23 protein-coding genes, 1 tRNA gene, 1 pseudogene and 1 riboswitch are annotated in these 25,569 nt (G+C 69.5%); of the genes and pseudogenes, 5 read left to right on the top strand and 20 right to left on the bottom strand.

Translation table 11 applies throughout. The features are described 5' to 3' along the window. The first annotated feature begins 474 nt into the window (after positions 1–474). Positions 475–1,314, top strand: coding sequence for a hypothetical protein (locus tag ACIPEK_RS26415; protein ID WP_402000733.1), 840 nt, complete (start codon positions 475–477; stop codon positions 1,312–1,314). A 65-nt stretch (positions 1,315–1,379) separates the two neighbouring features. On the opposite strand, the gene ACIPEK_RS26410 is transcribed toward ACIPEK_RS26415, so the two are convergent. Further along, positions 1,380–1,697 (bottom strand): hypothetical protein, encoded by a 318-nt coding sequence (locus ACIPEK_RS26410; RefSeq protein WP_402000610.1) that lies wholly within the window; start codon positions 1,695–1,697, stop codon positions 1,380–1,382. 100 nt (positions 1,698–1,797) lie between these two features. Between ACIPEK_RS26410 and ACIPEK_RS26405 the strand changes: the two genes are divergently transcribed. Next, positions 1,798–2,025 carry a DUF4287 domain-containing protein gene (locus tag ACIPEK_RS26405; protein ID WP_266361054.1) on the top strand — a complete coding sequence of 76 codons (228 nt, stop codon included), beginning with the start codon at positions 1,798–1,800 and terminating at the stop codon, positions 2,023–2,025. Positions 2,026–2,106: 81 nt separating this feature from the next. Here ACIPEK_RS26405 and ACIPEK_RS26400 read toward each other — a convergent pair whose 3' ends face one another. Both ACIPEK_RS26400 and ACIPEK_RS26395 read right to left on the bottom strand, forming a co-directional pair. After that, positions 2,107–2,994, bottom strand: a complete 888-nt coding sequence (locus ACIPEK_RS26400; RefSeq protein ID WP_383068083.1) for a Bax inhibitor-1/YccA family protein — start codon at positions 2,992–2,994, stop codon at positions 2,107–2,109. 357 nt (positions 2,995–3,351) lie between these two features. Next, positions 3,352–3,437 (bottom strand) — tRNA-Leu (locus tag ACIPEK_RS26395). Positions 3,438–3,904: 467 nt separating this feature from the next. Between ACIPEK_RS26395 and ACIPEK_RS26390 the strand changes: the two genes are divergently transcribed. Further along, positions 3,905–4,675, top strand: a complete 771-nt coding sequence (locus ACIPEK_RS26390) for an ABC transporter ATP-binding protein (RefSeq protein WP_402000606.1) — start codon at positions 3,905–3,907, stop codon at positions 4,673–4,675. Positions 4,676–4,733: 58 nt separating this feature from the next. Continuing rightward, a complete protein-coding gene (locus ACIPEK_RS26385) occupies positions 4,734–7,262 on the top strand; it encodes an ABC transporter permease (protein WP_402000603.1) in 2,529 nt (842 codons plus the stop codon). Between the two features lie 120 nt (positions 7,263–7,382). On the opposite strand, the gene ACIPEK_RS26380 is transcribed toward ACIPEK_RS26385, so the two are convergent. From ACIPEK_RS26380 to ACIPEK_RS26320, 13 genes and pseudogenes are all read right to left on the bottom strand, one after another. Beyond that, entirely contained in the window at positions 7,383–8,687 is a 1,305-nt protein-coding gene (locus ACIPEK_RS26380) for a class I SAM-dependent methyltransferase (protein WP_402000600.1), read from the bottom strand. A gap of 322 nt (positions 8,688–9,009) precedes the next feature. After that, a complete protein-coding gene (locus tag ACIPEK_RS26375; RefSeq protein WP_402000597.1) occupies positions 9,010–10,395 on the bottom strand; it encodes an NAD(P)/FAD-dependent oxidoreductase in 1,386 nt (461 codons plus the stop codon). Positions 10,396–10,856: 461 nt separating this feature from the next. After that, entirely contained in the window at positions 10,857–11,798 is a 942-nt protein-coding gene (locus ACIPEK_RS26370) for an exopolyphosphatase (protein WP_402000595.1), read from the bottom strand. 72 nt (positions 11,799–11,870) lie between these two features. After that, on the bottom strand, positions 11,871–12,413 hold the full coding sequence (locus ACIPEK_RS26365) for a DUF501 domain-containing protein (RefSeq protein WP_402000592.1): 543 nt from the start codon (positions 12,411–12,413) through the stop codon (positions 11,871–11,873). A 59-nt stretch (positions 12,414–12,472) separates the two neighbouring features. After that, positions 12,473–12,943: a septum formation initiator family protein gene (locus ACIPEK_RS26360; protein ID WP_402000589.1), complete on the bottom strand. Its 471-nt coding sequence runs from the start codon at positions 12,941–12,943 to the stop codon at positions 12,473–12,475. Positions 12,944–13,045: 102 nt separating this feature from the next. Continuing rightward, positions 13,046–14,326: a phosphopyruvate hydratase gene (gene eno / locus ACIPEK_RS26355; RefSeq protein ID WP_327274801.1), complete on the bottom strand. Its 1,281-nt coding sequence runs from the start codon at positions 14,324–14,326 to the stop codon at positions 13,046–13,048. A 384-nt stretch (positions 14,327–14,710) separates the two neighbouring features. Further along, positions 14,711–15,469: a transglycosylase family protein gene (locus ACIPEK_RS26350; protein WP_402000585.1), complete on the bottom strand. Its 759-nt coding sequence runs from the start codon at positions 15,467–15,469 to the stop codon at positions 14,711–14,713. Positions 15,470–15,472: 3 nt separating this feature from the next. Further along, positions 15,473–15,644, bottom strand: a riboswitch (cyclic di-AMP (ydaO/yuaA leader). 299 nt (positions 15,645–15,943) lie between these two features. Beyond that, positions 15,944–16,915, bottom strand: a complete 972-nt coding sequence (locus tag ACIPEK_RS26345; protein WP_402000582.1) for a transglycosylase family protein — start codon at positions 16,913–16,915, stop codon at positions 15,944–15,946. A gap of 105 nt (positions 16,916–17,020) precedes the next feature. Then, on the bottom strand, positions 17,021–18,334 hold the full coding sequence (locus ACIPEK_RS26340; protein ID WP_402000579.1) for a cytochrome P450: 1,314 nt from the start codon (positions 18,332–18,334) through the stop codon (positions 17,021–17,023). A gap of 9 nt (positions 18,335–18,343) precedes the next feature. After that, on the bottom strand, positions 18,344–19,306 hold the full coding sequence (locus ACIPEK_RS26335) for a nucleoside triphosphate pyrophosphohydrolase (protein ID WP_402000577.1): 963 nt from the start codon (positions 19,304–19,306) through the stop codon (positions 18,344–18,346). Positions 19,307–19,353: 47 nt separating this feature from the next. Next, positions 19,354–20,010 (bottom strand): SurA N-terminal domain-containing protein, encoded by a 657-nt coding sequence (locus tag ACIPEK_RS26330; protein WP_402000574.1) that lies wholly within the window; start codon positions 20,008–20,010, stop codon positions 19,354–19,356. A gap of 342 nt (positions 20,011–20,352) precedes the next feature. Beyond that, positions 20,353–20,754 carry a GtrA family protein gene (locus ACIPEK_RS26325; RefSeq protein ID WP_402000571.1) on the bottom strand — a complete coding sequence of 134 codons (402 nt, stop codon included), beginning with the start codon at positions 20,752–20,754 and terminating at the stop codon, positions 20,353–20,355. Continuing rightward, positions 20,751–20,921: pseudogene (locus ACIPEK_RS26320) on the bottom strand (glycosyltransferase); the annotation flags it as partial. The gene ACIPEK_RS26325 and the pseudogene ACIPEK_RS26320, both read right to left, overlap by 4 nt. 113 nt (positions 20,922–21,034) lie before the next feature. On the opposite strand from ACIPEK_RS26320, the gene ACIPEK_RS26315 reads away from it, so the two are divergent. Next, positions 21,035–23,524, top strand: a complete 2,490-nt coding sequence (locus ACIPEK_RS26315) for a YfhO family protein (protein WP_402000568.1) — start codon at positions 21,035–21,037, stop codon at positions 23,522–23,524. Here the strand turns inward: ACIPEK_RS26315 and ACIPEK_RS26310 are convergent. From ACIPEK_RS26310 to ACIPEK_RS26295, 4 genes are all read right to left on the bottom strand, one after another. Further along, positions 23,521–23,709: a hypothetical protein gene (locus ACIPEK_RS26310; protein WP_402000565.1), complete on the bottom strand. Its 189-nt coding sequence runs from the start codon at positions 23,707–23,709 to the stop codon at positions 23,521–23,523. The two genes, ACIPEK_RS26315 and ACIPEK_RS26310, sit on opposite strands and share 4 nt — an antisense overlap. A gap of 42 nt (positions 23,710–23,751) precedes the next feature. Then, positions 23,752–24,120 carry a helix-turn-helix domain-containing protein gene (locus ACIPEK_RS26305; protein WP_383068115.1) on the bottom strand — a complete coding sequence of 123 codons (369 nt, stop codon included), beginning with the start codon at positions 24,118–24,120 and terminating at the stop codon, positions 23,752–23,754. Further along, positions 24,117–24,491: a type II toxin-antitoxin system RelE/ParE family toxin gene (locus ACIPEK_RS26300; protein ID WP_402000561.1), complete on the bottom strand. Its 375-nt coding sequence runs from the start codon at positions 24,489–24,491 to the stop codon at positions 24,117–24,119. Before ACIPEK_RS26300 ends, ACIPEK_RS26305 begins: the two co-directional genes overlap by 4 nt. Positions 24,492–24,770: 279 nt before the next feature. Next, complete coding sequence (locus tag ACIPEK_RS26295) at positions 24,771–25,562, bottom strand: glycoside hydrolase domain-containing protein (protein WP_402000558.1); 792 nt, start codon at positions 25,560–25,562, stop codon at positions 24,771–24,773. Positions 25,563–25,569 lie beyond the last annotated feature (7 nt).

The raw sequence follows: 25,569 nt of genomic DNA, 5'->3' as shown, positions 1-25,569 counted from the left end.
GGTAGGGGGTGCCTGAGGTACGAAGGCGGCACCTGCCCGCAGCGCAAGCGAAGCGAACGCGACCACAAAACCGAGCGGCTGAGCTGAGCTGCAGCGGAGGGTAGGGGGTGCCTGAGGTACGAAGGCGGCACCTGCCCGCAGCGCAAGCGAAGCGAACGCGACCACAAAACCGAGCGGCTGAGCTGAGCTGCAGCGGACCCCCGCGTAGCCGTCAGCCGGTTCCCGGCCGACGGCGTGGCCGGTTCCGAGCCCCGACCGTGACCGAATCTCCCCCAGGATGTGACCTATCTCCTGGGGGAGAGTCATTCCCGCAGGTCACACCCGCAACAGGGTTAAACCCCAGACCCAAAGACCTGTCCAATTCGTGACGTAATGCACTGACACCGGGCGCAGGTAGAGGACAAGCTGAGGTAGGAAGTCGGGGGATCGATTGAAACCGGGAGTATGTCAGTGAGCGCCATGTCTCTTGCCCTGTTGCTGACCACCGCCGCTGCCACAGCCGTCGGCGCTGCCGCTCTGCACGCCGCTCACGGGCTGCGCAAGCAGATCGCGGCCCTTCGTACGGAGCTGACCGCGGCCCGCGTCCACGGTGCCGCCGTGCCCGCGCAGAGCCGCAGCGACGTGACCTCAGCCGCCGAGATACGCGCGGCCGTGGCCGAAGCACTCGCCGAGGAGCGGGAGCGCGAGCTCGCCGAGGCCCGCGCCTTCTGGGCCACCCAGGAAGCGCGCGATGCCGCCGACGCCCCCTCCCTGCTGGGCGGACTGACTGGGATCGGCGAGGAAGCGCCGTTCTTCATGCCGCGCCAGGCCGACTTCTCGGGCCTTGAGGCGATGGACCTCGACGCCACCGAGGCGCTCGAAGAGCTGACGGAGCTGACGGAGCTGGCCGAGCTGGCGGACATGACCGAGCTGCCCGAGACGGCGGAGTTCACCGAGGACTCCCCCGAGCTGGCCGCGGCCCGTCGCCGCCACCCCTCACACCCCGACTTCGTTCCGGTGCAGACCCCGGTCGTCACCGACCACGAGCGCACCGTGAACCGCCTCGAAGAGCTCGCCGACAGCCGTACGGAACTCGCCGATGTGCGCCCCGGCCCGCTCGGCACCCTCGACGTCTACGTCTTCGCCGACGGCACCACACTCTGTATGACCCCCGGCCACCGCGAGACGGCCGAGCGCCTCGCCGAGTCGCTGCTCGCGGGTGAGCACCCGGTACTGCTGGGCGGCTCCGGCGTCTCCGGCGCGTACGCCTTGACCTTCTCCTGCGGCAAGGAGAACGTCTACATCCTCGCCGACCGCGTCATCGCCTCGTTCTAGCCCCCGGCACATCCGGGCAGAGCGGCTCTCGTCGGCCCCTGCCCCGGGCCACCGCCCGCCCGCCGCTACGCGAACGCCCGCGCAGCGGCCTCCGCCACGAATTGCACGGCCTCGTCCAGCTCAGCCGACGGGGCCGCTTCCAGTGCCACCGCCAAGTCGCGCCCCGCTACGGCAAGTTGGTCGCCGATCGCGAAGATCCCGGCGTCCGGCATGATCCGCGGCTCCCGGTCCGGCGCCTCGATGCGCTGGGCCCGCAGAGCCAATTCCCTGGCCGTGGCCAGCCCTTCGGCAGCCGCGCCGCGCTGCAGCCGGCTCTGCGGCGCGGCGCGCAGCCGGTCGGCGAATCGGTCCACGGCGGTGATCAGCGGGGTCGTATCGAGCACTCCGCGACCTTACGCGTCCTCCCGGGATGGTTGCCAACGGGCCGATGCTCGGGCACGGTGTCGGGAAGGACCAGCAACGCGCAATGCGTCGGAGGCGCCGATGTCCCAAGTCTTCTCCGAAGAGACCCATCGCAATCTGCTCTCCCGAATCCCCCGCTGCACCGGTCGTGAAGTCTCCGACTGGCTCCGCACCGTGGAGGAAGGCCCCGCTCTCCGCTTCGAGGAGAAGGTCAGCTGGCTGCGGAGCGAACACGACCTCGCCTACGGACACGCGAAGGCCCTCATCCACGAGTACGACCTCAGAAGGGCCGCGCGCAAGCTGCTCTAGGCACACGTGGGAAAGGGGAACGGCCCGCAGGCACAGCTTGAGTGCCTGCGGGCCGTTCCGTTCCCGTTGCGGGGCGGTGCGTCAGTCGTCGCCGCTGAGGATGGAGAGCAGACGCAGCATCTCCAGGTAGATCCACACCAGGGTCATGGTGAGGCCGAAGGCCGCCAGCCAGGACTCCTCGCGCGGGGCGCCGAACGCGATGCCGTCCTCGACCTGCTTGAAGTCCAGGGCCAGGAAGCACGCGCCGAGGACGATCCCGATGACTCCGAAGAGGATGCCGAGGCCGCCGCTGCGGAAGCCCAGGCCGTCACCGCCGCCGAAGACGGCGAACAGCAGGTTGACCACCATCAGGAGCATGAAGCCCATGGCGGCGGCCATCACGAAGCCGTAGAAGCGGCGGGTGACGCGGATCCAGCGCATCTTGTACGCGAGAAGCACACCGGCGAAGACACACATGGTGCCCATCACCGCCTGCATCACGACGCCCGGCCCGATGTACGTGCTGACCGCGCTGGAGATCACCCCGAGGAAGACACCCTCGAAGGCCGCGTACGCGACGATCAGCGCCGGGACCGGCTTGCGCTTGAAGGACTGGACGAGCGACAGGACGAACGCCACCAGGGCGGCGCCGATCGCGATGCCGTAGGACTTGCCGAGGTTGGCCTCGTCGACCGGCAGCAGGGCCCAGGCGAGCACGGCGCCGAGCACCACGGTGCCGAGCGTGAGCGCCGTGCGCGTGACGACATCGTCGATCGTCATCGCACCGGAACGCGCCGGTGCCTGCGGGACGCCGTACTGGGTGTCCTGCTGGGCGTAGGGGTTGGTGGCGTACGGGTTGGCGGCGGTGCCCTGCGCGTACGGGTTGGCACCCGCTGCGGGGGCCCCGGCCTGCGGCGCCGCGTTGAAGCCCGCGTATCCGTTGTCGCGGCTGAAGCCCCGTCGCGAGAAGACCGGGTTGCTGCTCCTCATCTCACTCCTCCATGGCCACCCTGCGTGGCCTTCCCATCAGAGTAATGGGTAGGCAAAAGAATCAGGCTAGTGCTTGGGGAGGATCTTTATGGAAGCCGGCGGCCGGCGAGGACCCCGGACAGGACGGTCCGGGCGACCCGAACGAACCGCCCTGCAAGATCGTCACCGGAGCCGGTGACACACGGCCTGCCCGGAGCCGCGGACCGGCCGGGTGCGGGTGCCCGGTCCCGGAGCGGCTGCACGAACCGGAGCGGCTGCACGAAGAGGGCGTCAAACGCCTGCCCGCACGTGACCTCGAGGACCGCATCCGGCACGCGACCGTCACGCCTTCCCGCCCGCTCGGCCTCATGCGCGAAGTGGTGCCCGGAACCGGACTCGAACCGGTACGCCCCCGAGGGGCAGCGAGGTTTAAGCTCGCCGTGTCTGCATTCCACCATCCGGGCCTGGCGCGCGGCTCCGCGTTGGCACATGACCCTATCCGGGGGCTTCCTCTGATCAGCGGATCAGTGGCGCGATGTTGTCTTATTTTATTGACCGTTTGAGGGTGCGTCAGCACTCGCGAGAGGGCATCGCCACATGCCTGGGCGGGGTAGCGGGCGCGGCGACCGGTAATCCGGATTGACGTAAAGTCGCCGCACCCGGACGGCGCATTCGCCGGGCGCGCGCCAGTGATCGCCATGGGCACGCCACCCCCGGCCGGGCAACGGGAGCCGTGCCGATGCCCTCAGGGTCGGTGTCATACCGCAGGAGGACACAGGGGTCCCCCGGTGCGACTCAAGACGGCCTCTGGAACGGGCACGGGGTCTGACGACCTGTGGCGAAACGGCGGTGACGATGGAGGGGTTCCAAAGGCAACCGATCGCAACCCCGGACGAAGCCCTCGGCCGGAGCCCCGAATCAGGAGATTCCCGTGACCACCACTTCCACCGAACACCGCGTCACCACGGTGGCTGCCCGCGCCACGGATCTGTCGAAGGTCTACGGAGAGGGCGAGACCAGGGTCACGGCCCTGGACCGGGTCTCCGTGGACTTCCCGCGGGGCGAGTTCACCGCGATCATGGGCCCGTCCGGCTCCGGCAAGTCCACGCTGATGCACTGCGTGGCCGGCCTCGACAGCTTCAGCAGCGGTTCGGTACGGATCGGTGAGACGGAGCTGGGTTCCCTCAAGGACAAGCAGCTCACCCAGCTCCGCCGGGACAAGATCGGCTTCATCTTCCAGGCGTTCAACCTGCTGCCGACGCTGACGGCCCAGGAGAACATCACGCTCCCCATGGACATCGCGGGCCGCAAGCCCGACGCCGAGTGGGTCCGCAAGGTCATCGACATGGTGGGACTCTCCGACCGGCTGACCCACCGGCCGACCGAACTCTCCGGCGGCCAGCAGCAGCGCGTCGCCGTGGCCCGTGCCCTGGCCTCGCAGCCGGAGATCATCTTCGGCGACGAGCCGACCGGAAACCTGGACTCCCGCTCCAGCGCCGAGGTCCTCGGCTTCCTGCGCAACTCGGTGCGCGAGCTGGGGCAGACCGTGGTGATGGTGACCCACGACCCGGCGGCCGCCTCCTACGCGGACCGGGTCATCTTCCTCGCGGACGGCCGGATCGTCGACCAGATGATGCACCCCACCGCGGACGGGGTCCTCGACCGGATGAAGGCGTTCGACGCCAAGGGCCGCACCAGCTGACGCCCGCCCCGCCCCGCGCCCTCCTCCGGAACCCCTCCCCATCCCAGGACTGACAGACATGTTCCGTACCGCCCTGCGCAATGTGCTCGCGCACAAGGCCAGGCTGCTGATGACCGTCCTCGCCGTGATGCTCGGCGTGGCCTTCGTATCCGGCACCCTGGTCTTCACCGACACCCTCGGCAACGCCCTCCGTAACCAGTCGGCGAAGAGCTACGACAACGTCGCCGTCGCCGTCACCACCTACGCCGACCAGCGCAACGAGAAGACGCCCGGCATCACCGCCGCCACCCTGAAGAAGATCCAGGGCCTGGACGGCGTCGACACCGCCACCGGCCGGATCTCCGGCTTCGCCGGGGTCGCCGACCCCGACGGCAAGCTGATCGGCAACGGCTGGTCGAACACCGGCGGGAACTACTCCCCCGGCAAGAACGGCAAGGACTCCGCGTACACCTTCGTCGACGGTACGGGCCCGGTCGCGGCCGACCGGATCGCGCTCGACAAGGAGACCGCGAAGCGGGGCGAGTACCACGTCGGTGACCGGGTCCGGGTCGCCACGAACGGGCCGGTGAAGGAGTACACGCTCTCCGGTGTCTTCACCACCGAGGACGGCGCGGTCAACGCGGGTGGAAGCCTGGTCCTCTTCGACACCGAGGTCGCCCAGAAGCTCTACCTCAGGCCCGGTGTGTTCCGGGAGGCCAATGTGTCCGCCGCGCCCGGTGTCTCCGCCGAGAAGCTGCTGGCCGAGGTGAAGCCGCTGCTGCCCAAGGACGCCGATGCCAAGACCGGCCAGGCGCTCGCGGACGATCAGGCCAAGCAGATCGAGAAGGGTCTGAGCGGTCTCAACGGGGTGCTGCTCGCCTTCGCCGGCATCGCCCTGTTCGTCGGCGTCTTCCTGATCGCCAACACCTTCACCATGCTGGTGGCCCAGCGCACCAAGGAGCTGGCGCTGATGCGCGCCGTCGGCGCCTCCCGCCGCCAGGTCAAGCGCTCGGTGCTCCTCGAAGCGGCCGTCGTCGGTGTGATCGCCTCGGTCGTCGGCTTCGGCATCGGTCTCGGCCTCGCCATCGGGCTGCGCTCCGCGATGGGCCTGTTCGGCGGGAAGATCCCGGCCGGACCGCTGATCGTCTCGCCCACCGCGGTCCTCGCCGCGTTCGCGGTCGGTGTCCTGGTCACCGTGCTGGCCGCCTGGCTGCCCGCCCGCCGGGCCGCCAAGATCCCGCCGGTCGCGGCGATGAACAGCGTGCACGCGACGGCCACCGTCAAGTCCCTGGTGCTGCGCAACTCGATCGGCACGGTGCTCACCCTGCTGGGCGGGGCGGCGATCGTGGCGGGCGCGTCCCGGGGCGGATCGTCCGGCCGGACCGTCATCGCTGTGGGTGCCTTCCTCGCGCTGGTCGGTGTCATCGTGCTGATCCCGCTGCTGTCGCGGCCGGTGATCGCGCTGGTCCGCCCGCTGCTCAAGCGGCTGTTCGGGGTCTCCGGCAAGCTGGCCGCCCAGAACGCGGTCCGCAACCCGCGCCGTACCGGTGCCACCGCCTCCGCGCTGGCGATCGGCCTCACCCTGGTCACCGGCATCTCGGTCCTCGGCGTCACCCTCGGCCAGGCGGTCGACCGGATGACCACGGACAACATCAAGGCCGACTACATGGTGACGATGGCGAGCGGCGGTCCGCTCGACGAGTCGGCGCTCACCGCCTTGCAGAAGGCCGACGGCGTCTCGGCGATCTCGCCGCAGCAGGCCACCTCGCTGCGGGTCAAGGAGGACTACCACGCCGCATCCGGCGTCGCCCCCGACGATGTGCAGAGGCTCTTCGCGCTGCCGACCGTCTCCGGCTCGATCGACGCGCTGGACAAGGGCGAGATCGCCGTCGACGAGAAGACGGCCAAGTCGAACGGCTGGAAGACCGGCGACACCCTGCGGGTGACGTTCGACGACGACAAGAAGGGCGAACTGAAGGTCGGGGCGGTCTTCAAGGGGAACGAGATGCTCTCCCCGGTCCTGATGCCGAAGAGCGTCGCCGATGCGCACGGGAGCCGGGCGGACATCCGGGAGATCTGGCTGAAGATGGACGGCGGCGCGTCCGAGGCCAACGAGCAGGCCCTGGTGAAGGCTCTGGGTGACAACCCGGGGATGAGCATCATGGACCGCCAGGACATCCGTGACATGTTCGGCGGCTCGGTCAACCTCGCGATGAACATCATGTACGGGCTGCTGGCGATGGCCCTGATCATCGCGGTGCTCGGGGTCGTCAACACCCTGGCGATGTCGGTCTTCGAGCGCCAGCAGGAGATCGGCATGCTGCGGGCGATCGGCCTGGACCGGCGCAGGGTGAAGCGCATGATCCGGCTGGAGGCCGTGGTCATCTCGCTCTTCGGCGCGGTGGTCGGTATCGCGCTCGGCATGTTCCTCGGCTGGGCGATCGGACAGACCCTGTCGTCGGACATCCCCGAGTACGCGCTGGTCATCCCGTGGGACCGGATTGCGGTCTTCCTGGTGCTGGCAGGGGTCGTGGGTGTGCTGGCCGCGCTCTGGCCGGCCCGCAGCGCCGCGAAGCTGAACATGCTGACGGCGATCAAGACCGAGTAGCGAACCGGGCGGCATTTCGCCGGACGCGCCCGAGGGCCGGTACCCGCAGCACGGAGCTGCGGGTACCGGCCCTCGGTGCGTTCCGCCCGGTGCCGGGGTCTCCCGGCGCCTGTGCCGGTGTCAGCCGGTCGCCGAGGCCGTCCAGTCGCGGGCCCGCAGCGGCATGCGGGCGGCCCCGCCCTCCGCCGGGCGCACCACGAGGATCTGATTGACGCCGATCTTGTTGTGTTCGAAGGAGAGGGCGGACGCGGCCATGTAGAGGCGCCAGACCCTGGCCCGTCCCGGCGAGGTCATCCGGACCGCGCGGTCCCAGTTCTTCTCCAGGTTGGCGACCCAGCTGCGCAGGGTCAGTGCGTAGTGTTCGCGGATCGACTCGACGTCACGTGCCTCGAAGCCGGCTTCCTCGAGGGTGGCCACGGTCCGTCCCACCGGGGCCAGTTCGCCGTCCGGGAAGACATAGGCGTCGATGAACTCGTCCACGTGGTACGCGGACTCGTCCTTCTCGGGGCGGCGGGCGATCTGGTGGTTGAGCAGCCGGCCGCCGGGCTTGAGGAGTGCGTAGAGGTCGTCGGCGTATTCGCGGAAGCGGACCGAGCCGACGTGTTCCGCCATGCCGATGGACGAGATGGCGTCGTACGGACCGTCCCTGACGTCCCGGTAGTCCTGGACCCGAATCTCGATCCGGTCGGTCAGGCCCTCTTCCGCGATGCGCTTCCTGGCGTAGGCGGCCTGTTCGACGGAGAGGGTCACTCCGGTGACCCGGGCACCGTACTCGCGGGCCGCGTGGATGGCCATGGAGCCCCAGCCGCAGCCGACGTCGAGGAGGCGGTCGCCCTCCTTCAGCGCGAGCTTGCGACAGACCAGGTCGAGCTTGTCGCGCTGGGCGCCCTCAAGATTCCCGTCGTCCTCCCAGTAGGCGCAGGAGTAGACCATGGACGGGCCGAGGACCAGTTCGTAGAAGTCATTGCCCACGTCGTAGTGGTGACTGATGGCCTCCTTGTCGCGGCGCTTGGTGTGGAGGGTGCCGGTTCGGCGGCGTACCTCCTCGGGCGGCGGGGGCGGCGGGAGCCAGGGCCCGGCGAGCTGCAGCAGCCCTTTGGCGAAGGCCCGCACCTTCGGGTCGCGGACCGGGTGGACGCTGTCCTTGGCCTCCCCACCCCGGTCCCAGATCAGCGAGGCCATCAGATCCAGGGCCGCGTACAGATCACCTTCGATGTCGAGTTCGCCCGCCACCCAGGCGCGGGCCAGGCCCAGTTCACCCGGCTTCCAGAGCAGCCGGCGCAGCGCGCGGCGGCTGTGGATGACGAGGACGGGGGCACCGGGCGGTCCGGATTCGCTGCCGTCCCAGGCCCGGATACGGACCGGCAGTCTTTCTCCCAGCAACTCCTCGGCGAGAGCGGTCAGCCGCAATGCGGCGTCTGCCATGGCGCACACCTCCGTGATGGTGTTCCCAATGTGCCCAAACATGTCCAAACATGCCTGCAACCACGCCGAGCACCCGCGGCGCCACGACGAGGTACTACACCGTCAACAGTCCGCGGAGCGCGCACCATCCCGCTACAGCGCAACAGAACGGCAAAATACCTGCATGACACATGTATTCACTGGCGTGCCGCCACCGGGCCCCGTACCGTGCCCCGCCACGCGGCGGCCGGACGCGCCGAAGGGGCCGCCCGCACCACGGATGGCGGACGGCCCCTTCGGGCGTTGTGCACGTACTGCGCGGGCGAGTGGACCCGCGGGCGGACTAGGAGGCCTTGGCCTTCTCGCCCTCGGCCTTGGCGGCGGCCGGTGCCGGGGCCGGCTTGGCGGCCTCGTAGAACTCCTCGCGCGGTGTCTCCATGGCGCCGAGCGAGACGACCTCGCGCTTGAGGAACATCGCAAGGGTCCAGTCGGCGAAGATCCGGATCTTACGGTTCCAGGTCGGCATCGCCAGACCGTGGTAGCCACGGTGCATGTACCAGGCGAGACGGCCCTTGAGCTTGATCTTCATCTTGCCCATGACGATCATCGCAACGCCCTTGTGCAGCCCCAGACCGGCGACCGCACCCTTGTTGGCGTGGCTGTATTCCTTCTGCGGGAAGCCGCGCATCCCGGAGATGACGTTGTCACCGAGGACCTTGGCCTGACGCAGCGCGTGCTGGGCGTTCGGCGGGCACCAGGCGTTCGGGTTGCCGGCCCTGCGGCCGACCATGTCCGGAACCTGGGCGTTGTCGCCCGCGGCCCAGATGTAGTCGGTGCCCTGCACCTGGAGCTTCTCGGAGGTGTCCACGTGGCCGCGCGGACCGAGCGGCAGACCGAAGCGGGCCAGCGCCGGGTTCGGCTTCACGCCGGCCGTCCACACGATCGTGTTGGAGTCGACCTCGAGGCCGTTCTTCAGCACGACATGACCGTCGACGCAGGAGTCCATGGAGGTCGAGAGGAAGACCTCGACGCCACGGGACTCCAGGTGCTCCCGGCCCCAGGTGCCCAGCTTCGGGCCGACCTCGGGAAGGATCTTGTCGGCGGCGTCGACGAGGATGAAGCGCATGTCCTCGCGCTTCACGTTCGTGTAGTACTTCGCCGCGTCGCGGGCCATGTCCTCGACCTCGCCGATGGTCTCCGCACCGGCGAACCCGCCGCCCACGAAGACGAACGTCAACGCCTTGCGGCGGACGTCCTCATCGGTCGTCGAGTCGGCCTTGTCCAACTGCTCGAGGACGTGGTTGCGCAGGCCGATGGCCTCCTCGATGCCCTTCATGCCGATGCCCTGTTCGGCGAGGCCGGGGATCGGGAAGGTGCGGGAGACCGCGCCCATCGCGATGACCAGGTAGTCGAAGGGCAGCTCGTAGGCCTCGCCGACGAGCGGCGCGACCGTGGCGACCTTGCGGTCCTGATCGATGGTCGTGACACGGCCGGTGAGAACCTCGGCCTTCGGCAGTACGCGTCGCAGCGGGACGACGACATGCCGAGGCGAGATGCTGCCGGCGGCGGCTTCGGGGAGGAAGGGCTGGTAGGTCATGTACGACCGGGGGTCGACGACCGTGACGGTCGCCTCGCCGTAGCGCATCTTCTTCAGAATGCGCCGAGCTGCGTACAGGCCTACGTACCCACCGCCTACTACGAGGATCCTGGGACGCTCCGTGGTGCTCATGGCATCGAGTATCCACCCCCCTCGGAGGGCATGCTCGTGAGCCCCTTCACAAGGTATGGCCCACCCTCTGCTACACTTCGCCGCCCGCGTGACCGAGGTCATGGCACCGGAGGGGAACCACGGTGTGGTGGCGAACGTTGTTCACCGCCTGTGAGCTGGCCCTTGAGCCTCCGAGCCGGGTGAACCACCGCCCCGATTCACACGTCGGCAACGCGTCCGGAACAGTCCCGTATCGACACGGAACGACCCCGCGAGCGGCCCCGGATGCCCATACGGACCAGAACTGCCCCCCACGGGGCCGAATTCCTTGTGAAGAAGTTCACGAACTTCATTGCGGCGTGTCTCGCGAGGCACCCCCCGGGTGGCCCACGAAGGCTCAAAAGTGCAGGCCAAAGTGCGCATGAGCGTCGTCCTCCCGCCCTGCGGAAGGCCCGCCGCACGCCTCCCCCGCACGAGCAGACCTACGCGATCGACCAGCCGATTCCGTCGAGGATGTCGTGCTCGCTGACGACGATCTCCTGGGCCCCGGTCCGCTTCATCACGGCGAGCAGGATCAGCGCTCCCGAGGTGATCACATCGACCCGTCCCGGATGCATCGCACCGATCGCCGCACGTTCGGCGTGGGTGGAGGTGACGAGCCGTCCGGTGATCTCCTGGACCTGGTCGAGGGAGATCCGGGAGTGGTGGATCGCCTCGGAGTCGTACACGTCGAGCCCCAGGGCGATCGCGGCGACCGTGGTGACCGTCCCGGCGAGGCCGACGAGGGTGGCGGCCCCGGTGAGCGGGACACTCTCCTCGGCGAGATCGAGGGCGGCGTCGATGTCGGCGCGGATCGCGGTGATCTGACCGGGAGTCGGCGGATCGCTCACGACACCGTCGTGCACGAGGTGCCGCTCGGTCATCCGTACGCAGCCGATGTCCACGGATCGCGCGGCCCGCACATGGTCGTCGCCGACGACGAACTCGGTGGAGCCGCCGCCGATGTCGACAACGAGATACGGCTTCGCGAGGTGATCTCGGCCCGCGAGCTCCTTGGTGGCGCCGGTGAAGGAGAACTCCGCCTCCTGGTCGCCGCTGATCACCTCGGGCTCGACGCCCAGGATGTCCAGCACGCCGCGGACGAACTCGTCCCTGTTCTCCGCGTCGCGGGAGGCGGAGGTGGCGACGAAGCGTATCTTCTGCGCCCCGTGCTCCTTGATCACCTCCGCGTACCGGCGGCATGCGGAGAACGTCCGCTCCAGGGCCTCGGGCGCGAGCCGGCCGGTGCGGTCGACGCCTTGGCCGAGACGGACGATCTCCATCCGGCGGTCGAGCTCGACGAGCTCACCGGTGGACGGGTCCGCGTCGGCGACGAGCAGACGGATGGAGTTGGTACCGCAGTCGATGGCGGCCACGCAAGTCATGAATGCTCCTGTGGGATCAAGCCCCTCCGGCGATCGAGGAGCGGGGTCCGGGGGCGGAGCCCCCGGGAACGGTCAGGCCTCGTCGCCCGCGTCCGCGGACCGGCAGGGCGTCACGCACGGCCCCTTGCGCCACCACTCCGGCAGCATCGCGATCGCCTCGTCGCCGAGCGGGTTCACCCCGGGCCCCGCGGCCAGCGAGTGCCCGACCAGCACGTGCAGGCACTTCACCCGGTCCGGCATGCCCCCCGCACTCGGGAAGCCCTCAAGGACCTCGATGGCATCGCGCCGGGCGATGTAGTCCTCGTGCGCGGCCCGGTACGCGGCGGCCAGCTCGGGGTCCGTACCGAGGCGCTCGGTCATCTCCTTCATGACGCCGTTCGCCTCCAGCGTGCCGATCGCGGACGCGGCACGCGGGCACGTCAGGTAGTACGTCGTCGGGAACGGCGTACCGTCCTCCAGCCGGGGCTGCGTCTCGACCACGTCCGGGTTGCCGCACGGGCAGCGGTGCGCGATCGCGCGCAGCCCGCGCGGCGGTCGGCCCAGCTGCTGCTGGAACGCGGCGATGTCCGCCTCGGTGGGCGCGGTGGACTCGGTCTGCGGAGGGGGGGTTTCCATGCCTGCCTAGGTTCTGATCGGGCTGCTCGAACTGCGGTTCTGCAGATGGATGAAGAGAGTCAGTCGCGGTCGGCGCTGTCGACGCCGTCCCAGAGATTGGAGTGCCACGGCCGGCCGGACTCGTCCGTCCTGCCGTTGCGCTCCTTGACCGCGTCGGGGTCGATCACCGTGTAACCGGTCTCCCCGGGGAAAAGGTAGTGCAGGTGCTTGCGGGCCAGCTGCCTGATGTACGCATCGTCCCGGAGGCGCGCCTTCTCGTCGCGCAGCTCCTCGGTGCGGGCCGCGGCCTCCTGCGCCATACGCTCCTGGTCGGCGATCTCGTCCCGCTGCGACACGTACTGCCGCATCGGGTACGCGAGCGCGACCACCAGGGAGCAGACGACGAGGGCGAGGAAGGCCGCCCGGCCGGTGAGCCGGGAGCGGCGGGCCTGACGGCGGCTCTGCGACCGGTAGACGCGGGCGGCGGTCTGCTCGCCGAGCAGCCGCAGCCGGGTCGCGGTGGAGAACCGGTCCCGGTCCTTCGCGGCCATGTGTCCGCCTCCCCATTACGCACGTCCGTCCCCGCACACGGTACGGGACCGAGTGCGGGGACGGACGGAGGCCGGGGCCCTCGGCCCTCGAAGGGCCGGTGCTCAGCCCTTGAAACGCGGGAACGCCGAGCGGCCCGCGTACACCGCGGCGTCGTCGAGGATCTCCTCGATGCGCAGCAGCTGGTTGTACTTGGCGACGCGGTCCGAGCGGGCCGGGGCGCCGGTCTTGATCTGACCGCAGTTCACCGCGACGGCGAGGTCGGCGATGGTGACGTCCTCGGTCTCGCCGGAGCGGTGGGACATCATGCACTTGAAGCCGTTGCGCTGGGCCAGCTCGACGGCGTCCAGGGTCTCGGTCAGCGAACCGATCTGGTTGACCTTGACGAGCAGGGCGTTGGCCGAGCCCTCCTCGATGCCGCGGGCCAGACGCTCCGGGTTGGTGACGAACAGGTCGTCGCCGACGATCTGCACCTTGGCGCCGAGCTTCTCGGTGATGACGTTCCAGCCGGCCCAGTCGTCCTCGTACAGCGGGTCCTCGATGGAGACCAGCGGGTACGCGGAGACGAGCTCCTCGTAGTACTCGGTCATCTCGGCGGCCGAGCGGGACTTGCCCTCGAACTCGTACTTGCCGTCCTTGTAGAACTCGGACGCGGCGACGTCGAGCGCGAGCGCGATGTCCTTGCCCGGGGCGTAGCCGGCTTCCTTGATGGCCTCGAGGATGAGGTCGAGGGCAGCACGGTTCGACTCCAGGTTCGGCGCGAAGCCGCCCTCGTCGCCGAGACCGGTCGAAAGACCCTTGGTCTTCAGGACCTTCTTCAGCGTGTGGTAGACCTCGGCGCCCCAGCGCAGGGCCTCGGAGAAGGACTCCGCGCCGATCGGGGCGATCATGAACTCCTGGATGTCCACGTTGGAGTCGGCGTGCGACCCACCGTTGAGGATGTTCATCATCGGGACGGGCAGCAGGTGCGCGTTCGGGCCACCGAGGTAGCGGAACAGCGGCAGGTCCGAGGCCTCGGAGGCGGCGTGGGCGACGGCCAGCGAGACGCCGAGGATGGCGTTGGCGCCGAGCGAGCCCTTGTTCTCGGTGGCGTCCAGGTCGAACATCGCCTGGTCGATCAGCCGCTGCTCGGTCGCGTCGTAGCCGACGAGCTCCGGGCCGATCTGCTCGATCACGGCGAGGACGGCCTTCTCGACGCCCTTGCCCTGGTAACGGTTGGGGTCGCCGTCGCGAAGCTCAATGGCCTCGAACGCACCGGTGGAGGCGCCGGACGGCACGGCAGCACGACCCGTGCTGCCGTCGTCGAGGCCAACCTCGACCTCGACCGTGGGGTTCCCCCGGGAGTCGAGGATTTCCCGGGCTACGACGACGTCGATGGACGGCACGAGGCATCTCCTTCTGGGATATGACACTGGTTGTGCAGGGTCACTCTGGCCTTGCGACAAGAGCCTAACCGGCCCGGCCCGCTCAGTCGGACGACCGCCCGTCCCCTGGGACGAAAAAGGACCCAAGAGCGCGCATTGCCGGGCAAACGGTCAGAATTTTACTGGTCAGTAACTACAACAGTTGAACGATCACCCGTCATCGGCACCCCCTGCGCGACAGAGGGCGCCCTCTATACGCGACAGACGGCGCCCTCTATAGAGGAGTGACACGCCACACATGAGGTGACGCGTCGGACAGAGGTGACGCGTCACGCAGAAACCCCGGCCCGGCGCATACGGGGGATTGCGCGCCGGGCCGGGGTGCTCGGGGGGGGTGAGCCTGAACTACTTCGTCAGGTGGAGCTGCTGACCCGGGTAGATCAGGTCGGCGTCCTTGACGATGTCCTTGTTCAGCTCGAACAGCTGCTGCCAGCCGCCCTTGACCTTGTGGTCGGCGGCGATCTTGCTCAGGGAGTCGCCGGAGGCGACCTTGTACTCGCCGTCGCCCTTCTTGACCTTCTCGCCGGTCGGGGTGGTGACGGTCTTCTTCGACTCGGCCTGCGGGGCGGCGGAGCGGTCCGAGCGGGAGGCGGCCGGAGCCTCGGTGCGCTCGGTCTTCTCCGGCTGGGCCTGCTGCTTCGGCGCGGCCGGAGTGCTCTTCTGCGCGGTGGCGTTGGAGCTGGAGGTGGAGTTCGAGGAGGAGCCGGTGTCGACGCCCGGGTCGACGCCGTCGTTGGTCAGGTTGCCGGCACCGGCGCAGCCCCAGGCACCCGGACCCTGCATGTCGAGGAGCTTCTCGGCGGTGGCGATCTGCTGAGCCTTGGTGGCCAGGTCGGCACGGGGGGCGTACTGCGTACCACCGGCGGCGGCCCAGCTGGACTGCGAGAACTGCAGACCGCCGTAGTAGCCGTTACCGGTGTTGATGGACCAGTTGCCACCGGACTCGCACTGGGCGACGGCGTCCCAGGTGGCGACGGAGGCGGCGGAGGCGCCGGTCGCGCCCATCAGCGGTACGGCGACAGCGGTACCGGCGACACCGGCGAGCGTGGCGATACGGACGGCCTTGGACGGGCGGCGGTGCTTGCCCTTGCTGGAAAGCAGCATGGAACTTCTCCTCACCGACGCCTACGAGGTGAGCTGTCGGGTTCGGGCCAAGTGAGTTGCCCGGTCGCACGTCCTAGCACGCGACTTCACCCCAAGCCGGTCCTGATGCGTCTTTCGACGATCGGGCCCGGCGCTTACCTGGGTCCCCCGCTCCTGCCTACGGCGCTTTACGCGTCTGTTCCCTTCGACCGACGGCAGGATTCGGCGTGACGGTCGACGGGGCCCGCGGTGCGAGCGGTTCCGACCGTAAACATACGCAACCCTCACATTCAAAGACGGACACATCCGACAATCTTCCCCTACTTGCATCTGAGGAACCGTCGTTTCCGCAGGTGGGAGCGGTGCGGAAGGGTCACCCGGGCGCGACACGCCAGTTGACGCAAAGAGACCCATGTCTCACTTACACATAAGCGGACATAGGTCTCTGAACTACCCCTGTTTTTGGGGCTCTTTTAGCCGATTTTCAGACTGCCCTCACTCGGCCTTCACGTCGAGGTCGAGGCTCTGGCCAGGGAGGATGAGGTCCGGATCGGAGCCGACGGCATCCTTGTTGGCCTCATAGAGCGCGGGCCAGCCACCAGGAACCTTCTGTGCGTCAGCAATCGCCCAGAGGTTGTCGCCGGGGTGCACGGTGTACGTACCGTCGACGGCCGAAGCGCCCGCGTCGCGCGCGTCGGCGTCGCCGCGGGAGGCATGGCGGCCCGACTCGCGGTCACCGCCGTTCGCGTCCCGGCTCCCTTCAGGGGCCGGTGCGCCACGGTGCTTGCCACCGACACCGCCGGGCGAATCGGATGATCCGGACGAGTCAGATGAATCGGGCACCCGGGAGGACGGAGTGGCCGACGCGGTGGCCGAAGGCTTCGCGGACGCCTTGGCCTTGCCGGCCGACTTGCCGGCGCCGTTCGAGCCCTTCGAGCCCTTCGAGTCCTTCGAGCCGCCCTTACCGCCCGAGGCCCTGTCCGACGGCGTGGCGCCATCGGACGGGGCCGCCGGCGCACCGTCAGCCGGCTCCGCGCCCTGCGTCGGCTCGGCCGAGGACGCGGACCCCGGGTCGACACCCGGCAGCGTCCCGTCCACCGCGAGGCCGGAGATGACCGCACAGCTGGGCCACGCATGCGGGCCCTTGTCATCCAGGACCTTCTGGGCCACGGCTATCTGCTGCGCGCGGCTGGCGAGGTCGGCACGCGGGGCGTACGACTCGCCGCCGTACGCCTTCCAGGTCTCCTGCGAGAACTGCAGACCGCCGTAGAAGCCGTTGCCGAGGTCGGCGCTCCACATGCCGCCGCTCTCGCACTCGGCCACCCGGTCCCAGGTCGTGGCGTCGGCCGCGTGCGCACCGGCCGCGCCGAGCAGCGGGATGGCGATGGCCGATCCGGTCACGCCCGCGGCGACGACGATGGCGGGTGCCTGACGAGGGCGACGGTGTCTGCCGTTCGCGGAGCCCATGGGGTTGCCTTCCGTGTGACTGACGAGTGACTGGTGAGTCGAACGGTGAACCTAGCGGGACTCGAACGTGTGTCACAAGTCGATGCAGCACAGATCACGTGAAAGTCACAGAGTTGACGGAGCGTCACTTTGTGCCGGGGCGGACCCGGGTGTGAACTCCACCGGCAGAGTGCGCAATCCACGCATGATGAGCCCGCCACGCCACCGCAAATCGGTAGGTTCCACCGCAAGCCGCAGATCCGGAAGGCGCCTCAGAAGCGTCGCGAGCGCGGCCTGTCCCTCCAGTCGGGCGAGCGGTGCTCCCAGGCAGTAGTGAATGCCGTGCCCGTATCCGAGGTGCTGATTGTCACGCCGTGCGAGGTCGAGCGTGTCGGGGTCCTCGAAGCGCTCCGGGTCGCGGTCGGCTGCGGCGAGTACGACGAGCACGGGGTCGCCGGCCGCGATGTCCTGTCCGCCGAGCGTCAGCGGCTCGGTGGCGAACCGCCAGGTCGCCAGCTCCACCGGACCGTCGTACCGCAGCAGTTCCTCGATCCCGGTCTCCAGCAGATGGCTCTCCCCCGCGTCGAGGGAGTGCTGCAGCCGCTCGCGCTGTGCGGGGTTGCGCAGCAGTGCGTACACCCCGTTGCCGATGAGGTTGACCGTCGTCTCGAACCCGGCGAAGAGCAGGATGAAGGCCATGGCCGCGGCCTCGTTCTCGGTGAGGTGCTCGCCGTGGTCGCTGGCCCGGATCAGCCCCGAGATCAGGTCGTCCCCCGGGTTCTCCCGCTTGCGGTGGATCAGTTCGGCGAGATAGCCGCGCATCTTCTTCACCGACCTGGCCACCCCGCCGCGCGGGCCGCCGCCGTGGCGGATCATCATGCCCGCCCAGTCCCGGAAGTCGTCCTGGTCCTCGCGCGGGACGCCGAGCAGATCGCAGATCGCGTAGATGGGCAGCGGGAACGCGAAGTCGTGGATGAGGTCCGCCTTCCCCTCCGCGATGAAGCGGTCGATGAGGCGGTCCGTCAGTTCCTGCACCCGCGGCGCGAACTCGGCGACCCGGCGCGGAGTGAACGCCTTGGAGACGAGGCGGCGCAGCCGGGTGTGGTCGGGCGGGTCGATGTTCAGCAGATGCGTCATCAGCTCCGCCTTGCGCTCGCCCGGGATGCCTGTCTTCCCCTTGGCGTGCGCCGGCTCGGCGTGGTGCGCCGGGTTCTTGGAGAGCCGGGTGTCGGCCAGCGCCTGCCGGGCGTCGGCGTACCGGGTCACGAGCCAGGCCTCGACACCGCTGGGCAGCGCGGTCCGGTGTACGGGACTGTGCTCGCGCAGCCAGGCGTAGGCCGGGTACGGGTCGGTGGCGAACTCCCAGGTGAAGAGTTCGGGGGCGCCGGCGGGGCAGGCGGCGGGATGATCGGCTGGGCGGTCGGCGGGGCTGTGGTTCACCCTCCGACGTTATCCGTTGCCCTCCGCCGCCCGGATGGCGTCCCGGTAGGCGCGGCCTGCGGCCCGCAGTGCGGCTTCGGGGTCGACGCCGTCCTGTTCGGCGCGTACGGCGAGGGCGAGGAGCTCGTAACCGATGCCGTCACCCGTGGGGAGCGCCACATCGAGCCCTGCGGTACGGACCCGGCCGGCCAGCTTCGCCGCCAGCGCCAGCCCGGGCTGGCCGAGCGGCACTCCGTCGGTGACCGAGTCGCGCTGCTTCTCGATGGCCTTGGTCCGCAGCCAGTGGGCGTGCACGTCCTCCGGGGTCTCGGCACTCTCGTCGCCGAAGACGTGCGGGTGGCGGTGGATCAGCTTCTCGACGAGGGTCGCGGCCACGTCGTCGACGGAGAACGGCTCGTCTTCGGCCTCCTCGGCGATCCGGGCGTGGAAGACGACCTGCAGGAGTACGTCCCCGAGTTCCTCGCGCAGCTCGTCGCGGTCGCCGTCCTCGATCGCCTCGACGAGTTCGTACGCCTCCTCGATGGCGTACTTGGCGAGGCCCTTGTGGGTCTTCTGCGAGGTCCAGGGGCATTCGATCCGGATCCGGTCCATGACCTGGACCAGATCGAGGAGCCGGGCGCCCGGAAGATCGTACGAACCGGGCAGCAGCTCCAGGTCCGGCATCTGCACCCGGCCCGAACCGGCGAGTCGGGCCAGCCCGTCGGTCAGCGGCCGGCGGCCCTCGCCGCCCGTGAGGACGACGATGCTCCGGCCGCCCGCACAGGTGTCGACGAGCTCCTGCGCGGTGGGCGCGGAATGCTCGACGGTGACGCCCGCCTCGCGCAGATACGGCAGCTGTGGGTGGTCCTGCTCGGCGCAGAGCACCCGGTCGGCGGCGTGCAGCGTCTGCCAGGCGGGCCAGGACAGAAGTCCGGGCGCGACGCGGTGGCTGGCGGTGAGCAGGACGATACGGCCGGGGTCTTCAGCGTTCACCGTTCGAATCTACCTCGGTCGGTCCGGGCGCCGTTTCCCACGGTCTTCTAGGCGCCGGACCCGTCGCCCGTCTCTGCGGGCTTGGTGACCTGGGTGATCCAGGGAGCCTTGTAGTTGGCGAGCTGGGTCTGCTTGTCGTCCCAGGCGCCGTAGCGCGGATTGACGTCGACCTTCAGTGCCTTCGACGCCTTGCTGAGCGCATCGCCGACGGCCTTCTGCCCCTCGGGCTGCTGCAGGTCGGCGCCGAGTGCCTGGGCCAGCTTCGTCAGCTGGACCTGCTCGCGCAGGACGGCATCGATCTGGCCGGGGGCGACCCAGCTCTGCTGGAGCATCGCCGTCCGCAGCTGCGCCTCCCCGCCGGACTGGACGGCCGCCGCCTTCCGCATCTGCTGGATCTCGTTGCGGCTGACGGTCACGCCCGCGTCCTGCGCGGCCCGGTCCAGGACCCGGTCGAAGATCATGCCGTGCAGCTTGGCCCGGCTGAGCTGCCCGGACTTGTCGATGAGCTGGGATGCGTCCTTCGAATCGAGCTGGGCCTCGCGTACGGCCGCCACCTGGCCCTGCAGCGTGGACACCTCGATCCGGTCCCCGCCTACGAGGGCCGCGGCGCCCGGGTGGGCCTGGCCGCCGCAGGCGGTCAGGAGTGGGGCTCCGCCGAGCAGTGCGGCGGAGACGGTGAGCGCGGTGCGACGGCGGCGGTGCAAAGGAACCTCCCGGGGAGAGTTTGTGCATCAGTGCACAAGACCTTGCGGTGATCGATGTTAGGCAGTGGATGTGGTTGGGGCCACTGGTTCGACCAACGATTCGGAAGGAGTTGGGGATGTGGGCCCGCTCAGAGCCTGTCGGGTGACCTCCGATCGGATAGCGGACGCGGTCCGGTGCGTGCGATTCCAAGGCGGAGGAGGGAGTCGACGCGAAGGGGGTCCCCCCATGCCTTCAGCTATGGGGGAGTTGGTGACTGACGACAACGCGGGAAGCGTGCCTGCCAGGGCGTGGCCGCCCGGTCGGAGGTCACCCGACAGGCTCTCAGGGGTGCCCGGCGGCGCTCAGGACACGCGTTCGGCCGCCGGTACCTTGCTGTCCGGGCGTAGCATGATCGTGCGCGAGACGACGAAGGTGACCGGGATGGCCGCCGCGGCCGCGACCAGCGGCGCGTACCGGCTGCTGAACCCGGCGAGGTCGACCAGCAGATAGACACCGCCGGTCGTGATGACGAAGTTGGCGGCGTTGGTGAGCGGGAAGAGCAGGAACTTCCGCCAGGTGGGCCGGGTCCGGTAGGTGAAGCAGGAGTTCAGGAAGAAGGAGCCGGTCATGCTCAGCGCGAAGGCGACCACATGGGCGGCGATGTACGGCAGCCAGGTCAGCAGGACGAGGTAACAGCCGTAGTACGTACCGGTGTTCACGACTCCCACGAGGGCGAAGCGGACCATCTGTGCCTTGACCGTCATCGGCGTACGAACTCCTGGGGCTCCCGTATCGACTGCGGCGCCGCTCGGGTGTTCGTGGCCTTCACCAGGAGGTGCGGGCGCCGCTTCACCTCGTAGTAGATACCGCCGACGTACTCACCGACCACCCCGGCCATCACCATCTGGACCCCGGCAAGGGCGGTGACCACGAACCCGTCCACATGTCGGAATCCAATGCTTCATATGACCGATGGGCGTCCAACAAGTGAACTGAACTGTTTCAGCGGGGGTTTATGCGTTCGACGCTGGCATATTCCCGCGTATGCCGACTTTACGTCCCCGCCTGCGTGCGGGCTCGCTCGCCGCGCTGCTCACCGTCGCCGCCGTCTGCGCGGGTGATGCCTGGGCGCGCAGCTTTCCGTTCGGGTCGCGCACCCGGAGCGTCAACGACCTGGGCAATCAGTTCGTGCCGTTCCACACCCGGCTGTGGGACCTGCTGCACGGGAGCGCCGACGGCGGAGCGCTGCTCAACTGGTCGTCCGGGTACGGGACGAGCTTTCTGCCGGATCTCGGCACCTATCTGACCAGCCCGTTCGCCCTGCTCGTCGGGGTCTTCCCGCGTGACCGGACGGATCTCGCGGTCTATGTGGTGACCATCCTGAAGATGGCGTCGGCCGCGGCGCTCATGGCCCTGTTGCTGCTGACGCTGCGCGGCGGTCGCTGGTGGGCGGCGGGCGTGCTCGGTGGTTCGTACGCGCTGTGCGGCTGGTCGGTCGTCGAGGCGTCGTACAACCCGATGTGGCTGGACGGTCTGGTCGCCCTGCCGCTGCTCTGCCTGGCCGCCGAGTGGGCCCGGACGGGACGGCACCGCATCGCCGCGCCGTTGCTCGTCGCGGTGGTGTGGGCGGCCAACTTCTACACGGCCTACATGGCGACGCTCGGGGCCGCTCTGGTCCTTGCGGTCCGGTTCTTCACGGAGCGGGAGGAGCGGCGGGCGGTGGGCCGGGGGCTGGTGCGGGCTCTCTGCACGGTCGGGGTGGGTGTCGGTCTCGCGGCGCCCGTCCTGATTCCCGTCTATCTGGGGACGAAGCACGCCTACCCGGGCTGGGACCGGACGTTCGCGCCCGCCGCCTGGCCCGACGTGCTCGCCCGGCTGCTGCCCGCCACGTACAGCTTCTTCACCCCGGCGCTCTTCCTCGGCACGGGCACTCTGCTCCTGGCCTGTGCGCTGGCCTTCCAGCGGTCCGTGCCGCGGCGCGAGCGGTGGGCGTGGACGGGGCTGGTGGCAGGGGTCGCGCTGTCGTTGCAGTGGGGGCCGACGCATCTGCTCTGGCACGCGTTCGCCACACCCAACGGCAGTCCGTACCGGCAGACGTTCGTGCTGGCCGGACTGGTGGTGATCGCCGCCTGGATCTCGGTCTCGTACGACTGGCCGCAGTGGCGGGCGCTGCTCGGCGGCGGCACGGTGCTGGTGCTGATCGCGGCCGGAGCCGGCATCAGCGCTCTGGTCACGCGTTGGACGTATCCGCTGTTCGCGGCCGGTCTGGTGGCGGCGGTGGGTGCGCTCCTGCTGGTCGGGCGTGGCCGGAGGTTCGCGGTGCTCGCCGCCCTGCTGCTGATCGGCGCACAGGCCGGGCAGGCCGCCGCGACGACCGCGTTCGCCGACCGGCAGAAGCTGAAGCGGCTCGACCACTACGCGCCCTGGGGCGAACGGCAGCGGATACAGGCGGCGGCGGTCGCGGGCGCCGACGGCTGGCCGCGCTATCGCACCGACCCCGGCCGGGAGCAGACCACGGCGAACGATCCCCTGCTGGTGGGCGGGCAGGGCGCCGCGTACTACAGCAGCCATACGCCGGCTGTGCTGACCCGCATGCTGCGTGCGCTGGGCGGCGGGTGGACATCGAACGGCCGGGCCGTGCAGAGCCTCGACAACCCCGTCACGGACGCGATCTTCTCGGTCGGTGCGCGGGTGCGCGGGCCGCGCGATCCGCATCAGGTGTGGAACGCCCCGGACGACCGGCCGGTGACGGTGAGCCGCGAGGAGGCGCCGCCGCTGGTGACGGTACGGCCGCCGGGCGGCCCCGTGCCGTACGGCCGGTCGCCGTACCGCAACCAGGAGGAACTGCTGGGTTCGCGGGTCTATACGGTGCCGACGACGGTGCTGCGCGCGGCGGGGGGTGGCACGGTCGCGGACCGGGGTGCGTACGACTACCGGGTGGGGCGCGGTACGTACACGCTGACCGCCCACTGTCCGGCCGCCTCGGAGGCGTATCTGTGGACGCCCGGCCTGTTCGGCTCGGCGCGCCTCGGCGCGGGCCCGGAGGTCGAACTGAAGGGACAGCTCCCGGCCCGCCGCGCCCCGATGGAGCGCCTGGGGTCGGCGGGTGGGAGCGCGCCGGTGGTGGTCACGCTGACCGCCGTACGCGAAGGGACCGTGCCGCACGAGGCGATCGGCTGCCTGGACCGGTCCCGGCTGGCCTCGGCGGTCGCCGCTCTGAAGCGCACGGGCGCGACCGCCGTCCACGTAACCGCCGACGGCATAAGGGCCGAACTGCCGCCCGGCAGCACCGGAACGGTCGTGATCGCCGCGCCCCGCATCGCCGGCTGGAGCTGCCAGGACCGCCCCGCCGACAACTACCTGGGCCTGCTCTCCACCCCGGTCCCCGCCCGCGGCACCGCCGTCGACTGCACGTTCCGGCCCCCAGGCCTGCGGGCGGGTGCGACGGTGGGCGCGGGCGCGGTGCTCGCCCTGCTGGTGGCCGGGGTGTGGGGAGCACGACAGCGACGACGGGGTCCGGCCTCCGGGAACTAGCCCACGATCGCGACCGGGGCGTCCCAGGCGTTCCGGTCGATCGTGAGCGTGCCTCCGGTGTGCGTCACCTTCTTGTTGACGGCGTACTGGTGACCGCGACGGTGCCCCGTGTACAGCGTCGAGGCGTACGGGAAGCCCTTGGTGGTGGAGTACACGTCGTCGTAACGGGCGTACCAGAGGATCACGCGGGGCGGCAGCGTCTTTTACGGGCGCTGGTTGGTCACACGTCAAGCCGCTGTGGAGCGGTTGCCCGGGGGCGTTTCGTCAGGCTCGCGGCCGTCGTGCGGGGTGAATACGAAAGCCGAGGTATCGCCGTCAAGGTCGATGGTCAGCGATGCGTCCAGGGCCTTGGCGAGGCGAGTGAGCAGTTGCAGGGTCGGCACGGAGTCGCCGCCCTCGATGTGAGAGATCTGCGGCTGGGTCATGCCTGCGCGCCGCGCCAGTTCGGTCTGCGACAGACCGAGTTCGATACGGCGGTCGTAGACGGCCTGGCCGAGTGCGAACGCATACCCGGCTTCCCGGTAGGCCGGGGACTCCTCGACCGACTCTCCCAGGAGCTTCCTCGTCCGGCGGGTCTTCCACTGGGAGTGGTTCACGGATTCTCCTCCTTGATCCGGTCGTAGCCGTGCTCCGCAGGACCGTGGTCCGCCTCGCACAACTTCTGTGCCTGCTGCGCACGCTCGACCTCGGTCGTCTCGCGCTGCCTGGTCTTACGGAACACCGTCAGCAGCACGATGTGCCGGTCAGGAGCCAGCCAGTACGTGATGCGCACGGCGTTGCCGTCCATGGTGAAACGCAGCTCGCGTACTTTGCCGCCGAGGTGGCGCGAGTACGGCTCCCCCAGATTGGTTGGCTGGGCGGCGAGCATGTCGGCCGCCCGTTCGGCCTTGTCGTACTGGGCGTCCGAAAGGAGTTCCAGCCAACGCCGGACTTCCGGCTCGATCTCGATCTGCCAGGGACCGCTCACGGAAACGACTATACAGAAATCTATATGAACCCGCAGCGCTGTCCAGACTGCACGCCGCAGCGGGACGGCGGCGCCTTCGATCCCATGGAGGCGGATCCGCCTGCCTTCCAGCCAGGCACGGGCCCGGAGGTCGAACTCAAGGGGCAGCTCCCGGCCCGCCGCGCCCCGATGGAGCGCCTGGGAACGGCGGGCGGGTGCGACGGTGGGCGCGGTGCTCGCCCTGCTGGTGGCCGGGGTGTGGGGAGCACGACAGCGACGACGGGATCCGGCCTCCGGGAACTAGCCCACGATCGCGACCGGGGCGTCCCAGGCGTTCCGGTCGATCGTGAGCGTGCCTCCGGCGTGCGTCACCTTCTTGTTGACGGCGTACTGGTGACCGCGACGGTGCCCCGTGTACAGCGTCGAGGCGTACGGGAAGCCCTTGGTGGTGGAGTACACATCGTCGTAACGGGCGTACCAGAGGATCTCCGGCAGGTCGGTGCGGTTCGTGGCGTTGGCCACGACGGCGGCGCTGGAGTTGCTGAAGCCGTAGAAGCCGGACCAGTACCCCTTGGCCTTGACCGTCTTGTCGAACGACCGGATGTAGGCGAGCACCGTGTTCACACAGGAAGTGTTCTTCGGGTCGAAGTACTCCATGTCGAGGTAGACCGGGCTGCCCGGCTTCATGCCGAGGGCGGCCTCCTTCGCCACGGCGTCGTTGGCGTCGGTGACGGCCAGCGAGGTGGCGTTGGCGGCGGTCATCTTCTCGGGGTTGGCGCTCGTCTGGCACGGCGGCTGCGCACCGACGTACAGCGGGACCAGTTTCCATCCGGTGGCACTGACGGACTTCACCCAGGAGGCGGTGAGGTTGGGTTGAGCGCAGCCGCGGTTCTTCCCGCCGACGTACACGGCGGCACCGTGGTAGACGGAGGAGCTGTACCAGCCCTTCATGGTGGTCAGCGACGGTGCGGTGCAGGTGTCGAAGACATGCCCGGTGTAGATCTTCGGCGCGGGCCTGGAGACCGTGGTGGCGGTGGCGGCCTCGGCGGCGAACGCGCCACCGGCGAGAACGGCCACGCCTGCCACGGCCATGGAAATG

Origin of the sequence: Streptomyces sp. NPDC088246 (assembly GCF_044741025.1) — a bacterium.
Classification (GTDB): domain Bacteria; phylum Actinomycetota; class Actinomycetes; order Streptomycetales; family Streptomycetaceae; genus Streptomyces.
The sequence above is the reverse complement of the archived record's forward strand: the minus strand, read 5'-3'. Positions and strand labels throughout refer to the sequence as shown.

Coding starts and splice junctions, on each gene's coding strand:
- ACIPEK_RS26400 (WP_383068083.1), bottom strand. CDS start 2,994: ATGAGGAGCAGCAACCCGGTCTTCTCGCGACGGGGCTTCAGCCGCGAC.
- ACIPEK_RS26380 (WP_402000600.1), bottom strand. CDS start 8,687: ATGGCAGACGCCGCATTGCGGCTGACCGCTCTCGCCGAGGAGTTGCTG.
- ACIPEK_RS26360 (WP_402000589.1), bottom strand. CDS start 12,943: ATGGCCGCGAAGGACCGGGACCGGTTCTCCACCGCGACCCGGCTGCGG.
- ACIPEK_RS26345 (WP_402000582.1), bottom strand. CDS start 16,915: ATGGGCTCCGCGAACGGCAGACACCGTCGCCCTCGTCAGGCACCCGCC.
- ACIPEK_RS26370 (WP_402000595.1), bottom strand. CDS start 11,798: ATGACTTGCGTGGCCGCCATCGACTGCGGTACCAACTCCATCCGTCTG.
- ACIPEK_RS26350 (WP_402000585.1), bottom strand. CDS start 15,469: ATGCTGCTTTCCAGCAAGGGCAAGCACCGCCGCCCGTCCAAGGCCGTC.
- ACIPEK_RS26385 (WP_402000603.1), top strand. CDS start 4,734: ATGTTCCGTACCGCCCTGCGCAATGTGCTCGCGCACAAGGCCAGGCTG.
- ACIPEK_RS26405 (WP_266361054.1), top strand. CDS start 1,798: ATGTCCCAAGTCTTCTCCGAAGAGACCCATCGCAATCTGCTCTCCCGA.
- ACIPEK_RS26325 (WP_402000571.1), bottom strand. CDS start 20,754: ATGACGGTCAAGGCACAGATGGTCCGCTTCGCCCTCGTGGGAGTCGTG.
- ACIPEK_RS26295 (WP_402000558.1), bottom strand. CDS start 25,562: ATGGCCGTGGCAGGCGTGGCCGTTCTCGCCGGTGGCGCGTTCGCCGCC.
- ACIPEK_RS26365 (WP_402000592.1), bottom strand. CDS start 12,413: ATGGAAACCCCCCCTCCGCAGACCGAGTCCACCGCGCCCACCGAGGCG.
- ACIPEK_RS26375 (WP_402000597.1), bottom strand. CDS start 10,395: ATGAGCACCACGGAGCGTCCCAGGATCCTCGTAGTAGGCGGTGGGTAC.
- ACIPEK_RS26315 (WP_402000568.1), top strand. CDS start 21,035: ATGCCGACTTTACGTCCCCGCCTGCGTGCGGGCTCGCTCGCCGCGCTG.